14 protein-coding genes are annotated in these 14,498 nt (G+C 69.8%); 10 read left to right on the top strand and 4 right to left on the bottom strand.

Annotated features, from left to right (window positions below; genetic code table 11):
* Positions 1-23: 23 nt before the first annotated feature.
* The 3 genes from VEA98_RS07760 (at position 24) to VEA98_RS07750 (ending at position 2,064) form a co-directional block, all read left to right on the top strand.
* A complete protein-coding gene (locus VEA98_RS07760) occupies positions 24-731 on the top strand; it encodes a DUF4893 domain-containing protein (protein ID WP_324812608.1) in 708 nt (235 codons plus the stop codon).
* Between the two features lie 79 nt (positions 732-810).
* Positions 811-1,212 (top strand): hypothetical protein, encoded by a 402-nt coding sequence (locus VEA98_RS07755; RefSeq protein WP_324812605.1) that lies wholly within the window; start codon positions 811-813, stop codon positions 1,210-1,212.
* A 162-nt stretch (positions 1,213-1,374) separates the two neighbouring features.
* Complete coding sequence (locus tag VEA98_RS07750; protein ID WP_324812602.1) at positions 1,375-2,064, top strand: alternative oxidase; 690 nt, start codon at positions 1,375-1,377, stop codon at positions 2,062-2,064.
* A gap of 107 nt (positions 2,065-2,171) precedes the next feature.
* On the opposite strand, the gene VEA98_RS07745 is transcribed toward VEA98_RS07750, so the two are convergent.
* Together VEA98_RS07745 and VEA98_RS07740 are read right to left on the bottom strand one after the other, a co-directional pair.
* Positions 2,172-3,020 (bottom strand): hypothetical protein, encoded by an 849-nt coding sequence (locus tag VEA98_RS07745; protein ID WP_324812599.1) that lies wholly within the window; start codon positions 3,018-3,020, stop codon positions 2,172-2,174.
* A 4-nt stretch (positions 3,021-3,024) separates the two neighbouring features.
* The gene (locus VEA98_RS07740) at positions 3,025-4,668 is read right to left on the bottom strand and encodes a serine hydrolase (RefSeq protein ID WP_324812597.1); all 1,644 of its coding nucleotides are present in this window, start codon (positions 4,666-4,668) and stop codon (positions 3,025-3,027) included.
* 178 nt (positions 4,669-4,846) lie between these two features.
* Between VEA98_RS07740 and clpB the strand changes: the two genes are divergently transcribed.
* Entirely contained in the window at positions 4,847-7,435 is a 2,589-nt protein-coding gene (gene clpB, locus VEA98_RS07735; protein ID WP_324812594.1) for an ATP-dependent chaperone ClpB, read from the top strand.
* Between the two features lie 318 nt (positions 7,436-7,753).
* Positions 7,754-8,257 carry a hypothetical protein gene (locus VEA98_RS07730; RefSeq protein ID WP_324812591.1) on the top strand — a complete coding sequence of 168 codons (504 nt, stop codon included), beginning with the start codon at positions 7,754-7,756 and terminating at the stop codon, positions 8,255-8,257.
* Positions 8,258-9,825: 1,568 nt separating this feature from the next.
* Here VEA98_RS07730 and VEA98_RS07725 read toward each other — a convergent pair.
* Positions 9,826-10,206, bottom strand: a complete 381-nt coding sequence (locus VEA98_RS07725) for a DUF2442 domain-containing protein (RefSeq protein ID WP_324812589.1) — start codon at positions 10,204-10,206, stop codon at positions 9,826-9,828.
* A 50-nt stretch (positions 10,207-10,256) separates the two neighbouring features.
* Positions 10,257-10,613 (bottom strand): hypothetical protein, encoded by a 357-nt coding sequence (locus tag VEA98_RS07720; RefSeq protein ID WP_324812586.1) that lies wholly within the window; start codon positions 10,611-10,613, stop codon positions 10,257-10,259.
* A 127-nt stretch (positions 10,614-10,740) separates the two neighbouring features.
* On the opposite strand from VEA98_RS07720, the gene VEA98_RS07715 reads away from it, so the two are divergent.
* The 5 genes from VEA98_RS07715 to VEA98_RS07695 all read left to right on the top strand — a co-directional run.
* The gene (locus VEA98_RS07715) at positions 10,741-11,445 is read left to right on the top strand and encodes a rhomboid family intramembrane serine protease (protein ID WP_324812583.1); all 705 of its coding nucleotides are present in this window, start codon (positions 10,741-10,743) and stop codon (positions 11,443-11,445) included.
* A gap of 459 nt (positions 11,446-11,904) precedes the next feature.
* Positions 11,905-12,531: a hypothetical protein gene (locus VEA98_RS07710; protein ID WP_324812581.1), complete on the top strand. Its 627-nt coding sequence runs from the start codon at positions 11,905-11,907 to the stop codon at positions 12,529-12,531.
* A gap of 2 nt (positions 12,532-12,533) precedes the next feature.
* Positions 12,534-12,860: a transcriptional regulator gene (locus VEA98_RS07705; RefSeq protein ID WP_324812579.1), complete on the top strand. Its 327-nt coding sequence runs from the start codon at positions 12,534-12,536 to the stop codon at positions 12,858-12,860.
* 44 nt (positions 12,861-12,904) lie between these two features.
* On the top strand, positions 12,905-14,200 hold the full coding sequence (pabB, locus tag VEA98_RS07700; RefSeq protein ID WP_324812577.1) for an aminodeoxychorismate synthase component I: 1,296 nt from the start codon (positions 12,905-12,907) through the stop codon (positions 14,198-14,200).
* On the top strand, positions 14,197-14,498 hold a 302-nt coding region (locus VEA98_RS07695; RefSeq protein WP_324812574.1), incomplete at its 3' end, for an aminotransferase class IV. The genes pabB and VEA98_RS07695, both read left to right, overlap by 4 nt.

Raw genomic sequence — 14,498 nt, 5'->3', positions numbered from 1 at the left:
GCTCAGCCGAATGGAGTCTCCGCATGCGCCTCGCCGCCGCCCTGCTCGCCGCCGCCGTCGCGCTCCTGCCCGGCGCCTGCGGGCGCCAGTCCGCCGAGACGCCGCCGCCGGCCCCCGCTGAACCCGGCGCTCCCCCCCAGCCCGCCCCTCCCCAGGATGCGGTCCCGCCGGCCGCGGGCGAACAGGGCGGGACGGCCGACTGGCGCGAGGTCGCCTCGGCCGCCGACGCCTCCGCCCTGGGGCGGCTGGATCAGGCCTGGCGTCTCGCCCGCGCCGAGGCCGAGGATGCGGGCTTCGCGGAACAGGTCGAGGCGCTCGGTCCGCTTGTCGATCCCAACGCCGGCCTGACAGGCGGCCTCCGACCCGCCCCCGGCGCCTACCGTTGCCGGACGGTCAAGCTGGGCTCCAACAGGCCCGGCGGGCTGGGCTATCTCGAATATCCGTTCTTCCGCTGCACCATTGAGCTGACGCCCGGCGGCGACCTGATCCTGACCAAGACCACCGGCTCGCAGCGTACGCGCGGTCTGCTCTATCCCGACACCGACCGCCGCCTCGTCTTCATCGGGGCCCAGGCTTGGGGCGCGGACGAGACCACCTTCCCCCGCTACGGCGAGCAGCGCATCCGCGACCAGATCGGCGTCTTCGAGCGCATCGGCTCTGACCGCTGGCGCCTCGTGCTCCCGTGGCCGAAGGTCGATTCCAAGCTGGAGATCCTCGAACTGGTGCGCTGACCGCCCTTGACCCCGGGACCGGCCACCGCGAGTCTGGACCCGGCGGGGATCGGTCCCGCCAGTGTTTCAGGGGGCTCACATGCGCGGCTTCAGCATCACCATCGGCGCGGTCATCGCCATCGTCATCGTCGGCGTTCTCGTCCTCATCGGCCTGCCCACCTACAACGTCTATTCGAAGCAGATGCAGGGCAAGGCGGCCTACGAACAGGCCGTGCAGGATCGCCGCATCCGGGTGCTGGAGGCCCAGGCGGCCCTCGACTCGGCCACGCTCACCGCCCAGGCCGAGATCGCCCGCGCCCGCGGCGCCAACGAGGCCAACCGCATCATGGCCGAGGCCCTGGGCGGCCCCGACAACTATCTCCGCTGGTCCTATATCCACATGCTGGAAGAGACCGCCGGCAAGCCGGGCCGCGAGATCATCTACATCCCCACCGAGGCCGGCATGCCCATCCTCGAGGCTGGACGGCGCCCGGCGCAGTAGGGCGGCCGCCGGACCAGCCCGCGGCGGACGGGACGGGCCGAGGGGCCTCGCCTCCGGTGAATCCCGTAGGTGGAATCCCCGAATTTCGCCGGCCGGGGGCGACCGGTAGACAGCGGGACATCGGGCCCCGGCCCCTGTCTTCACCTGTCCACGGAAGCCGCCATGACCGCTCCCCTCGTCGATCTCTCCGTCCATCACAATCCCAAGGGCGTGTCCGACCGCGTCGCCTGGGGCTTCGTCAAGGCGCTGCGTTTCTTCGCCGACACCTTCTTCGCCAAGCGCTACGGCCACCGCGCCGTGGTGCTGGAGACCGTGGCCGCCGTGCCCGGCATGGTCGGCGCCACGCTCAACCACCTGAAGGCGCTGCGCCGCATGAAGGACGACAACGGCTGGATTCGCACCCTGATGGACGAGGCCGAGAACGAGCGGATGCACCTGATGACCTTCATCGAGGTGTGCAAGCCGACCCTGTTCGAACGCTTCGTCGTCATCGCCGTGCAGTGGGTCTTCTACCTGTTCTTCTTCGGCCTCTACCTGGTGTCCGCGAAGACCGCCCACCGCGTGGTCGGCTATTTCGAGGAGGAGGCGGTGATCAGCTACACCCACTACCTCGCCGAGATCGACGAGGGCCGCAGCGAGAACGTCCCCGCACCCGAGATCGCCCTGCGCTACTGGAACCTGCCCGCCGGGGCGACCCTGCGCGACGTGGTGCTGGTGGTCCGCGCCGACGAGGCCCACCACCGCGACGTCAACCACGGCTTCGCCAACGAGCTGTGCGGCGCCGAGCCGGTCGCGGTCGCTCCCTGCCCGACCCACGTCGAGCTGCAGCCCAACTGGAAGGCGGCGGCCTGACCGCAGGCCCTCGGGTCCGCAGGTCCCACCGATCTCTCGGCCTCGTCCGGTCGTCGTCCTCACGGGCGGCGGCCGGAGCCGTTTTGGACCGGCTTCCGACTGACCGGTCAGCCGGGCGTGCAGGCCAGCGGCTGCTGGTACAGCACCGTCGCCGGCTCCAGCCGGCGGGCTTCGGCGAGAGCCGCCCCGGACTCGGCGCAGCGTCCCGCCCCGGCCAGGGCCGCGGCCAGGCTGTGCTGCAGCGGCGCGAGCTCCGGCGCCCCCTGCACCGCCTTTTCGCAGAACGGCAGGCCCTCGGCGGCGCGACCGGCCCGGACGAGGATGTAGCAGTGGTTGTTCAGGTAGCCGAAATTGGCCGGCTCCGCCTTCACCGCCATCAGGCTGGCTGCCAGCGCCCCGTCGAAATCGCCCAGCTGCTCCAGCACCATGGCCAGGGTGGCGTAGCCGTCGACGTCCTTGACCGGCAGGGCGCGGAAGGCCGCGAAGGCCTCGTCGAAAGCGGGATCGCGGCCGGTCTTCAGGATCGGCAGGATCAGGCTCAACAGGAAGCGGCGCCGCTCCGTCTCGGCCGTCGCCTCGGCCTCCGGCCCCTCCACCTCCGGCGCTCCGGCCAGCAGCAGCCACGCGGCCCGTGCGTCGGCGGTCGCATCCTTGTCGCGGCCGACGTGCTGGCGGGTGTCGGCGCGGAAGGCGTAGAGGACGTCGGACGAGAACGGGTCCAGCGCTCCGGCCTGGTCGAACAGCTGCTCGGCCGCCTCATAGTCGCGGTTCAGATAGGCCTCGGCCGCCTGGTTGACGCGCGCGAACCGCTGCTGCGGCGATCCCTCAGGCAGGGCCTGCGCGCAGGCGGCCCAGTCCGGCGCGACCCCGATGGCCGGCTCGCAGACGGCGGGGACCTCCTGCGGCCCGGCCATCGGCGCGGCGGTCAGCAACAGGGCGAACGCGATCCCGATCATCGGCTCAGACCTTGCTCAGGCGCAGGTCGTGGAAGTCGTAGCTGAAGTCCGCGTCCGGCGAGACCGCCTTCATCGTCGCCGACACGGGCGCGCCGTTCTCGATCTTGAAGGTCACGAACGTGTCCTCCTCCCTCTTGTCGGGGAATCGGGTCCGGAAGGTGTCACCGTCGTAGGCCTCCAGCGGCCCCTTCAGCGCGGGCGTGTGGGTGAAGTCCAGCCACAGGGTGGTGTAGGTCGACCCCTCACGCCTGATGGTCCGGGTCTCGATGACGATGTCGCCATACCAAGGGTCCCGCCACGTGCCGGCATAGGCGTGCGGGGGCAAGGACGGCGGGGCCCCCGCGGCCTGTTTGGCGTCGATCTCGGCCGCCGCGGCGATCGATTTGGCGTCGCCCTCGTCGCGCAGCCGCACGCTGTCGGCGATCCAGTCGAAGCCGGTCTTGCCCATGACGATGTCGGAAATGCCCGAGCGCAGCGCCCGCAGCAGGAAGCTCTCCTCGGCGTTGGAGAAGATCGAGAAGCCGGCGTCTCGCCCGGGGATCAGCACCGTCGCGGAAATGCCGCCCGGCGAGCCGCCGCCATGGGTGATCATCCGCTCGCCGCGATAGTCCTGCACCTGGAAGCCCATGGCGTAGGTCGAGGCGATGGCCCGTCCCGGCAGCTCCGCCGTCGGCCCCTCGGAGGCGCTGATGATGACGTTCGGGCGCCACATCTCCTTCGCCGTCGCTTCCGAGAACAGCCGCGTGCCGTCCGGCAGCTCGCCCATGGCCAGCCGCACGCCGATCCACTTGGCCCAGTCGGTCGCGGTGGTGCAGAGGCCGCCCGCCGCCGCCGCCGAATCCCAGTTCCACACCTCGGCGATGGAGTCGGCGATCTGCACCATCTCGCCCTGGTAGCGCAGCGGCGGCCCGACCCGCGCATGGGGCAGGGCCGACCTGGCCGCATCGGCCAGGCTCGCCATCGGCACGGTCTCGGTCATGCCGACGCGGTCGAGGATGCGGGTCTGGACGAACCGCTCCCACGGCATCCCCGAGACCGCCTCCAGCACCGCCCCGGCGACCACGAACATCAGGTTGTTGTAGTGGTACTGCCCGCGGAACTGGTCCTCGATCGGCACGAACGGCACGGCCGCCAGCACCTCGGCGCGGCTGCGGTCGCTGTTGGGCCAGAACAGCAGGTCGCCGGCGCCGAGGCCGAAGCCGGCGCGGTGGCTGATCGTGTCCCGCACCGTGATCCGCTCGCCGATCACCGGGTCCGACAGGGTGAAGCCGGGCAGGTAGGTCTTCACCGGCTCGTCCCACTCCACCTTGCCCTCGTCGACCATGATGGCCAGGGCCGCGGCGGTGACGTTCTTGGTGTTCGAGGCGATGGCGAACAGGGTGTGCTCGTCCGCCGGCGCCGCCTCGCCCTGCACCCGCACGCCATAGCCCCGGGTCAGCACCGGCGCCCCGTCCTTGACTACCGCAACCGACAGCGCCGGCTGGTCCGGGAAGGCCGCCATGCACCGTCTGACATAGGCGTCGACCGCCTCCGCCAGCGCCTCGCCCGCCGGCGCCGGACCGGTCTGGGCGTGCGACAGCGAGGGCAGGGCGACCCCGGCGGCGACCGACGAAACCAGCGCCGCGCGGCGCGTGAGGCGGATGGACATGGAGACGCTCCCGACTGAACCGGCCGGGACGCTAGCCCGCCCCCGCCGATCCTGTCCACGCCCGACCCGCGGCCTCTTGTGTGCCCCGGCCGCCACACCCACCTGATCCGCAACCGGACGGCGCGTTGCTTGCTTGATGAGGGCGCGCGGCCCGGACTCCGCCTCACGAGGGGACTCTATGAATCTCGACCTCTATTCCGACCGCGCCAAACAGGCCGTCCAGTCGGCCCAGTCGCTGGCCCTCGCCCGCCGGCACCAGCAGTTCGCCCCCGAACACCTGCTCAAGGTGTTGCTCGAGGAGCGCGACGGCCTCGCCCGCACCCTGATCACCGCCGCCGGCGGCGATCCCGCAAAAGCCGAGTCCGCCACCGAAACCGCCCTGTCCAAGCGCGCGCAGGTCTCCGGCGGCTCGGGCCAGCTCTATCTCGACGGCGACACTGCGCGCGTCTTCGCCGCCGCCGAACAGGCCTCGAAAAAGGCCGGCGACGCCTTCGTCACCACCGAACGCCTGCTCAGCGCCATCGCCCGCGAGGGCGGGGTCGCCGCCACCGTGCTCGCCTCCGTCGGCGCCACGCCGGAAAAACTCGACGAGGCCATCGCCGAAATCCGCAAGGGCAAGACCGCCGACAGCGCCGGGGCCGAGGACGCCTATGACGCTCTGAAGCGCTACGCCCGCGACCTGACCCTGGCCGCCCGCGACGGCAAGATCGACCCGGTCATCGGCCGCGACGAGGAGATCCGCCGCACCATCCAGGTCCTCGCCCGCCGCACCAAGAACAACCCCGTCCTGATCGGCGAGCCCGGCGTCGGCAAGACCGCCATCGTCGAGGGCCTGGCCCTGCGCATCGTCAACGGCGACGTGCCCGAGAGCCTCAAGGACAAGAAGGTCATGGCCCTCGACATGGGCAGCCTCATCGCCGGCGCCAAATACCGCGGCGAGTTCGAGGAACGGCTCAAGGCCGTCCTCAACGAGGTCTCGGCCGCCGAGGGCCAGATCATCCTGTTCATCGACGAGATGCACACCCTCGTCGGGGCCGGCAAGGGCGACGGGGCCATGGACGCCTCCAATCTGCTCAAGCCGGCCCTGGCCCGCGGCGAGCTGCACTGCGTCGGCGCCACCACCCTCGACGAGTACCGCAAGCACGTCGAGAAGGACGCCGCCCTCGCCCGCCGCTTCCAGCCGGTGTTCGTGGAGGAGCCCTCGGTCGAGGACACCGTCTCGATCCTGCGCGGCCTCAAGGAGAAGTACGAGGTCCACCACGGCGTGCGCATCGCCGACGGCGCCATCGTCGCCGCCGCCACCCTGTCGAACCGCTACATCACCGACCGCTTCCTGCCCGACAAGGCCATCGACCTGATCGACGAGGCCGCCAGCCGGGTGCGCATGGCCGTCGACTCCAAGCCCGAGGCGCTCGACGAGATCGACCGCCGCGCCGTCCAGCTCAAGATCGAGCGCGAGGCCCTGAAGAAGGAGACCGACAAGGCCTCGGTCGCCCGCCTCGAAAAGCTCGAGGACGAGATCGCCGACCTCGACGCCCAGTCTGAAGACCTGACCGCCCGCTGGAAGGCCGAGAAGGAAAAGGTCGGCGCCGGCGCCCAGCTGCGCGAAACCCTCGACCGCCTGCGCGCCGAACTGGCCGCCGCCCAGCGCGCCGGCGACCTCGCCCGCGCCTCCGAGATCGCCTACGGCCAGATCCCCGGCATCGAGAAACAGCTCGCCGAAGCCGAGGCCAACGAGGCCGACAAGTCCGGCCCCCTGACCCCCGAGGTCGTCGACGCCGAACAGATCGCCCAGGTCGTCTCGCGCTGGACCGGCGTCCCGGTCGACAAGATGCTGGAGGGCGAGCGCGAGAAGCTGCTCTCCATGGAGGCCGCCCTGGCCCGCCGCGTGGTCGGCCAGGACGAGGCCCTCGCCGCCGTCGCCGACGCCGTGCGCCGCGCCCGCGCCGGCCTCAACGACCCCAACCGCCCGCTGGGCAGCTTCCTCTTCCTCGGCCCGACCGGCGTCGGCAAGACCGAGCTGACCAAGGCCCTGGCCGAATTCCTGTTCGACGACGAGGCCGCCATCACCCGCATGGACATGTCGGAGTACATGGAGAAGCACAGCGTCTCCCGCCTGATCGGCGCCCCCCCCGGCTACGTCGGCTACGACGAGGGCGGCGCCCTGACCGAGGCCGTGCGCCGCCGCCCCTATCAGGTCGTGCTGTTCGACGAGGTCGAAAAGGCCCACCCCGACGTCTTCAACGTCCTGCTGCAGGTGCTGGACGACGGCCGCCTGACCGACGGCCAGGGCCGGGTCGTCGACTTCCGCAACACCCTGATCATCATGACCAGCAACCTCGGCTCCGAGGCCCTCGCCGGCCAGGGCGAAGGCGACGACGTCGAGACGGTCCGTCCCTACGTCATGGAGCAGGTCCGCGCCCACTTCCGCCCCGAATTCCTCAACCGCATCGACGAGATCATCCTCTTCCGCCGCCTCGGCCGAGGCCAGATGGCCGGCATCGTCCGCATCCAGCTGGCGCGGTTCGAGAAGCTGCTGGCCGACCGGCGGCTGACCCTGGCGCTGGACGACACCGCCGCCGCCTGGCTCGCCGACAAGGGCTACGACCCGGTCTACGGCGCGCGGCCGCTCAAGCGCGTCATCCAGAAGGAGCTTGTCGACCCGATCGCGCGGAAGCTTCTGGCGGGGGAGATCGAGGACGGGTCGGTGATCGGGGTGTCAGCCGGCGAGGGCGGGCTGGAGATCGGGAAGGCGCGGGTGCATTGAGTGGGAGAGGCACAGACAAGGGGAAAGAGGCACAGACGGATATTTGAGGCACAGCCCCATTGCATTTACTGCGGAGGGGTTACCCGAGCTTCGACTGTCGATCACATCCCGCCAACGAGCTTTTTCCCTCTGGGGCAGCGCCCAAAAGGGCTTGAGTTTCCAAGCTGTGCCCCATGCAATCATGGTGCGCGCCTTTCCGACCTCGTCGTCGCTATTGTGGGCAGGTGCTGGCCTGACTCGACGACGTCGGAGGAGCTCGGCCACTTCAACTCACTGCTGGGGATAGCGAACCGAAAGCTGCCGGGAATTTTGGAGGAGATGCAGCCGGCGAAGGCTGCCGAACGACGGACAATCCGCGATCTGAACCTGCCGTCGGACATAGGGATCATGTGCCTCTCTGGCCCAATCGTGTCCAGCCATATGGAGGCATTCGCGGTTCGGCTTGCGCTAGCTCTGCATTATGATCACACGGGTCAAATCATTGGCCCCGACGGCGGAGTGGCAGTTCGCCTCTATTCAAATGTGGACGCCATAGCGGGCGACTTGCCCCAGTTCGCTTTCTTGGATTCGCCAAAGACGTTAAGCCAAGGCCGCAAGTCGGCTGCCAATGAGTTCTTGTATGAGATCAAGGCCGTTGCCGACAAATCAAAGTCTTTTGCCTACGCCACGTTTAGACAGTCATTCGCCGCAGCGATGATTTCCGCCCAAGAGCGAAGTTTCTTGGAGGATCGGGCAGACGGTCCCACCACTGTGTACAGCCCAGGGATGCTCGCCGGCAACATCCCAGTATCATTTCGGATGCGTGCAAATTTCTCGAATTAAACAGTGAACGCTGCTCAATCGAGATCTTCCAGCCAATCATCAGGCAACCCCAAGATTGCTCCGAACGACACGCCTTGAACCTTTCGAAGCTCTTCGCCCTCCACCTCCATTCGGTCGACGGCGAGCGGAAACGCACCTAGCGGCTGCCGGGCCCATGGATTTGGAACGTATAGGCCTCTTCGCTTGGGAGCAGACCAAATGCCGAGGTCGTTGAACGCCAACACACCTGCAAGTCCCTGTCGGCGTGTAGTACCATCCGGCCTCACCCAAACCCCGTCTCCGTCACGATCCCAGTACGCGTCGTCTTGTCGGAGCCCTCGCGGACCATATGGAATTCGGACCACCTCCTGCCCCAGAAGGGCGGCAAACACATCATGCTCCTCAGCATTGTGATCGGTCCCATTGACCGCCACGACAAATGGAAGGTCCAACTCACCGTATCGGTTCACCTTGCCTTCGATGGCTTGCCGAAGTGCTGAGCCGACCGTTCTGCTCCAAGCTTCCCCACCTTGGATAGCGATGGCCCTCCCCGGCGGCGCTTGACGGTTCGGACGTGGTATCGGGCGTAGCTCTACAGTAAAGTCAGACTCTTGGTGCCGAAAAGGTGCAGGGGTCCCGATCTGACTCTGCCAAGTCTCTGTAACGGTGTTGTAGTCGAGCGTTTGCAGCCACCGTTCGATCCTCTCGCGCAGTTGGCGGAGTCGGATGGGGTGAGCTGGGGTTCCATGAAAGGTAGCGTCAAGAACGTAGTCCTGCGATCGAACGCTATTCACCGCCTCGATTGCTGTATTCAAACGCTTTCTTGCACGCCGATCAGCGTCACTTAGACCCGTGGCCAATGTGGCCTCTAGATAGAATCGCTCTCCGTTGGGAGTGCGGACAAGGAAATCCGGCGATTTGTCGGTATGCCGGAGCGCCGGCTCCACTGCTTCGATGATTGAGCCCGAAGCTAGCAGCGCCTCATGGAGCAACAGCTCAAACAATCCACTTCGGTGAGCAACTTCGTCCCCGGACTTGATCTTCCCGACGAGCGAATTCAGCTCCGTTGTTGGATATCTCGACAGCGCACCATCGATCCATGCTCGTACTGCTGCGAGCGCTGGCCTGCCTGACCGGTTCAAGTACTCGAAATGCCCTTCGTCTTGTCGTGCACCCTCGTCGTGAGCGCGAACGACATCATCAAAAATGGACATTGTACCCCGAGCCAAAATTAGCGGTCTCCGAACGCTAGCCGCTAAGCCTCAGACACAGCAACGGCCGTCCCCTCTCCCATCGGGAGAGGGCTTGAGAGCACGGCGGCGCAGCCGTCGTCCTGGCGCTCAAGGGTGAGGGTCGATCGTCCGGAGGCGGCTTCGCCGCCTCCCCGCTATCCGTTCCTTCTCCCCTTGCGGGTCGAGGAAGGTCGCATGCGACCTGACGAGGGGTGGGCGGCGAAGCCGCTCGGATGAGGGGTGGGACACCCATGCGTCCGGTTCGCCGCTGATCGTCCGGCAGCCATCCCGCGTCGAACAGCCCCCTCATCCGGCCCTCCGGGCCACCTTCTCCCTCGAGGGGAGAAGGCGCGCCCCCTAAGCCGCCGCGACCTTCCGCGGCCGCCCGCCCTTCATCCCGTTTCTTCGCGACGCCGCCGCGCGCGCCTCTGCCCGGGTCCAGTCCATCGGCCCCAGAAAGCCTTCCAGCAGCCGCGCCACCGAGAAATCGGCGTCCAGCCGGGGCAGATGCAGCACCGTGCCGCCGCCCTCGATGACCGCGCCGGCGAAATCCTCCTCCCGCGCCGCTTCCAGCCCATGGGCGTCGCGCGGATCGAACATCACGTCCAGGCCGGTGTCGAGCCGCAGCTTGATGCGGCGCGTGCGCTTGTCGAACCGTGCCTCCAGCGCGCGTGGCGTGGTCTTTTTGCGCTTCGCCCAGGCGAAGGCCTTTTCGTCGGGGACAAGAAACTCAGCCATGAATCGCACCATAGGCCGAACCTAAACCGTGTCTAGGTTCCTGCGCCGCCCTACGCCCCCAGCAGCGGCATCACCTCCACCGCGTCGCACGGAAAGATCGTGCAGTGCGGATGCCCCACGAACAGCTGCGCCGCCGCCTCGTGCGACTCCGCCCGCACCACCATGAACACCGTCAGTTCGTTGACGACGTCGGTGACCCCGTCCTCCGTCGCCCGCTTGGTCGGCCCCAGCGGCCCGCCCTGGTAGACGATGACGTCCCGGTGCGCCTCGTCCCACGCCTTGACCGCCGGGACGCCGATCGCGTCGACGGCGTCCTGTTCCGCCTTCGTCATCGCGTACCAGGCCCGCCATTTCGGGCTGGTCTTGTTCGAGGTGAAGACCGCGAGATAGTGGCCGGTGGCGGGCATGGGCGGGGCTCCTGTTGGAGGGAAGCCTAACCCCCGACGCGCCCTCCGGGCCAGCGTCCTCCTTCGGCGATCCGGCCGGGTCCGGGGCCCCTTGCCCCTTCGGCCATGCGCCCGGCACACTCCCCTGATGGATGACCCGCTTGAGCCCTTCCGGCCCTCGGCCCTGAGCCGCGCCACCGACGGCGGGGCCGACCGGGCCTCGCTCTTCTCCCCCGCGAGCTGGCGCGACGAGTACGGCCCCGGCGCCGCGGCCGGGATCGGACCGGCCGTGCTGCTGGGCCTCGTCTTCGCCGGCCAGTGGTTCGTCGGCGGGCCCGGGGCCTGGGGGCTGTCGGCCCAGGCCCTGGCGGAGGGGCGGTGGCACACGCCCCTGAGCCACATGCTGGTCCACGCCAACCTCGCCCACGTCTGGATGAACATCGGCGGGGTGCTGGCGCTGACGCCGCCGGCGCTGAACCGGCTCGGCGGCCCCCGGCCCGCCGGCTGGGGCCGCTACGGTCTCCTGTTCCTCGCCTCCGGCCTGTGCGGCGCGGCCCTCTACCTGGCCCTGCATCCCTTCGGCGTCGTGCCCATGGTCGGCGCCTCGGGGGCGCTGTGCGGCCTGTGGGGCGTGGCCGCCCGCCTGCCCCCCGAAGGCGGCGTCGCGGCCCTGACCTCGCGGCCCGTGCGCCAACAGGTCGTGGCCTTCCTCAAGATGAACGTCGTCCTGTTCGTGATCCTGTTCGTCCTCGTCCGCCTCAGCGGCGGCGTCGGCGGCCTGGCGTGGGAGGCCCACCTCGGCGGCTTCCTGTTCGGCCTGCTCGCCGGCCCCCGTCTGGCCCCCCGCGCCTGATGTCGCGCCGACGTCGCCTCCCCTTCGCAAGCGGCGAAGGGGGAGGTGACCAGACCCCGTGACGCTGTGCTGACGATCCGGGGATTCATAGTCGGATTCAGCGGACGATCTTCCGCCTTTTCAGGCAGATGGCGGATTCCCGAGCCGATCTTCCCGCCCAGGGAACCGGCCGGCGCATAATGTCGCCCGTCACATCGCGTGAAGGTCCAGGTGTCGAGATTGAACCGCTTCCACTCCCCGCACTCTGCGACCTCTACGCACTCAGTGCACTCTGTGCACTCTACGCACTCTGTGCACTCTACGGACGCTACGGACGCGTTTTTCAGTGCAGGCGCAGCCCCTCCCGCGCCCGCTTTCCCACCTCTCGAGCAATGCACTTTACAACACAAAGTGCTTGGTGCATGATCGGGGCACGTTGAACGCGGCCGCCCCGGCCGCTCCTGACAGGGACCCCCGCCGATGATGACCGAGAAAGTCGAAGACCCCGCCGCCGACATCGCCTGGATGCGCCGCCTCGCCGAGGAGGGCCATCGCGCGCCGATGCAGGGCGCCTCCATCCTGTTCGGCGCCGGCCTGATCTACGGCGCCGCCAGCGTGGCGCACTGGGCCATCGTGCGCGGGCTGACAGGGCTGGACTATTCCGCCCTCAACTACGTCTGGCTGGGCGCGACGGTGCTGTTCTTCGCCCTGCTGATCCTGGCCATCCGCGCCATCAAGCGGGCCGGCGGGGTCGAGACGGCGGCCAATCGCGCCTCGGGCACGGCCTGGGCCTCGGTCGGCTGGGGCATCTTCGCCCTGTCGGCGTCCATGGCCGTGCTGGTGTGGAAGACGGGCGAGGAGGAGGCCACGGTGCTGTTCGCCCTGATGCCGTCGATGATCATGGTCTTCTACGGCAGCGGCTGGGCGGTCACGGCCGCCATGCAGCGCTCGAAGGCCCTGTGGGGGCTGGCCATCGCCTCCTTCGCCGCCGCCCCGCTGATCGCCGCCCTGACCGGCTCGCCCGACCAGTACCTGGCCTATGCGGGGGCCCTGTTCCTGCTGATGGGCCTGCCGGGCTTCCTGCTGATGCGGGCGGCGAGGGGCTGAGCGTGGCGGACGATTTCGACATCAACCGCCTCGACGAGGTCATCCACGGCCGCGTCCGGCTCGGCATCATGGCCGTGCTCTCCGGGGTCGAGAGCGCCGACTTCAACACCCTCAAGGCCCGGCTCCAGACCACCGACGGCAACCTCTCGGTCCATCTGAGGAAGCTCGAGGACGCCGGCTTCGTCGCCGTGACCAAGCGGTTCGAGGGCCGCAAGCCCCTGACCGAGGCTGCGATGACGCCCGAGGGCCGGCGCGCCTTCGTCGCCTATCTCGACGCCATGCAGGGCCTGGTCGGCCAAGCGGGCGACGGGGGCGGCGCGGGAGGCTGACGCGGGCGGTGGGAAGCGCCGCGCCCGTGGGCTAGAGAGGCGGCATGAGCGGCCGCCTCCAGCCCTTCCAGGCCACCGAGTCCCGGGTCAGGCCGTGGCGCGATCCCCTCGCCGCCGCGGCCGGCCTGCGTCACCGGGACGGCGCCCTGGCCCTGCTCTCCGACGGCGGGCCGCTGGGCCGCTGGTCCTTCGTCGCCGCCGAGCCGGACTGGACCGGCGGGGAGGGGGGGCTCGACCAGCTCCGCGACCCGGCCCTGTCGCGGGGCGTGGTGGGCCTCTACGCCTACGACGCCGGGGCCCGGCCCGCCACCGGGCCGCGCCCGCCGGTCTGGCCCGACCTGATGCTGGCCCGCTACCCCGCCATGCTGGCCTTCGACCACGCGGCGCGGACCGTCACCGTCGCCGGCCGCGGCCCGGACGCCGCCGCCGCGGCCACGGCCGCCGACCGCGCCGAGGCCTGGCTGGTCCAGGCCGCCGACCCTGGCGCGCCGCCGCCGCCCGCGCCGGAGATGCGCCCCGAAGCGGCGCCCGAAGCCTATCTCGCCGCCGTCGCCGACGTCGTCGCCCGCATCGCCGCCGGCGAGCTGTTCCAGGCCAATATCGCCCGCGCCTGGTCCGGCGTCCTCAACCCCGGCGCCGATCCCTTCGACATCATGCTGCGCCTGGCCGGCCGCGCCGCCGCCTACGGCGCCTTCTGGCGGCTCGGCGACCGCGCCCTGGTCTCCAACTCGCCCGAGCTGTTCCTCACCTTCGATCCCGCCGGCGGCCGCATCGAGACCCGTCCCATCAAGGGCACCCGGCCGCGCCATCCGGATCCCGCCCGCGACGCCGCCCTCGCCGCCGAACTCCAGGCCAGCGCCAAGGACCGGGCCGAGAACCTGATGATCGTCGACCTGATGCGCAACGACCTGGCGCGGGTGTCCGCCGTGGGCTCGGTGCGGGTGCCCGAGTTGGCCGGGCTGGAGAGCTTCGCCTCCGTCCACCACCTGGTGTCGGCGGTGACGGCGCGGCTGCGGCCGGGGGTGGGGCCGGTGGATCTGCTGCGCGCCGCCTTCCCCGGCGGTTCGGTCACCGGGGCGCCCAAGGTGCGCGCCATGGAGATCATCGACGAGATGGAGGAGTCGCGCCGCGGCGCCTATTGCGGCAGCGTGGTGTGGATCGGCTTCGACGGCGCCATGGACAGCAGCATCGTCATCCGCACGCTGTCGCTGACGCCGGACGCGGTGGTCGCCCAGGCCGGCGGCGGCATCGTCGCCGATTCCGACCCGGCGGCGGAGTGGGAAGAGATGCTGGTCAAGATCCGGCCGCTGCTGGCCGTGCTGGGAGGGTATGGCGAATGAGCGTGGTCTGGCTGAACGGCGCCCTGGTGGACGAGGGCGCCGCGCGCATCGCCCCCACCGACCGCGGCCTGCTGCTGGGCGACGGCGTGTTCGAGACGCTGCGCGTGGAGGCGGGGGCGCCGTGCCGCCTGGAGCGCCATCTGGCGCGGCTGCGGGCCGGTGCGGCGCTGCTGGACTTGGCCGTGCCGCTGGACGACGGCGCCATCGCCGCGGCCATGGCGGCGCTGCTGGAGGCGCACGGGCTGGCGGCCGCGTCGCTGCGGCTGACGCTGACCCGCGGCTCCGGGCCGCGCGGCCT

Origin of the sequence: Brevundimonas sp. (assembly GCF_035627055.1) — a bacterium.
Lineage (GTDB): Bacteria > Pseudomonadota > Alphaproteobacteria > Caulobacterales > Caulobacteraceae > Brevundimonas.
This window is presented reverse-complemented; position numbering and strand designations above follow the sequence as displayed.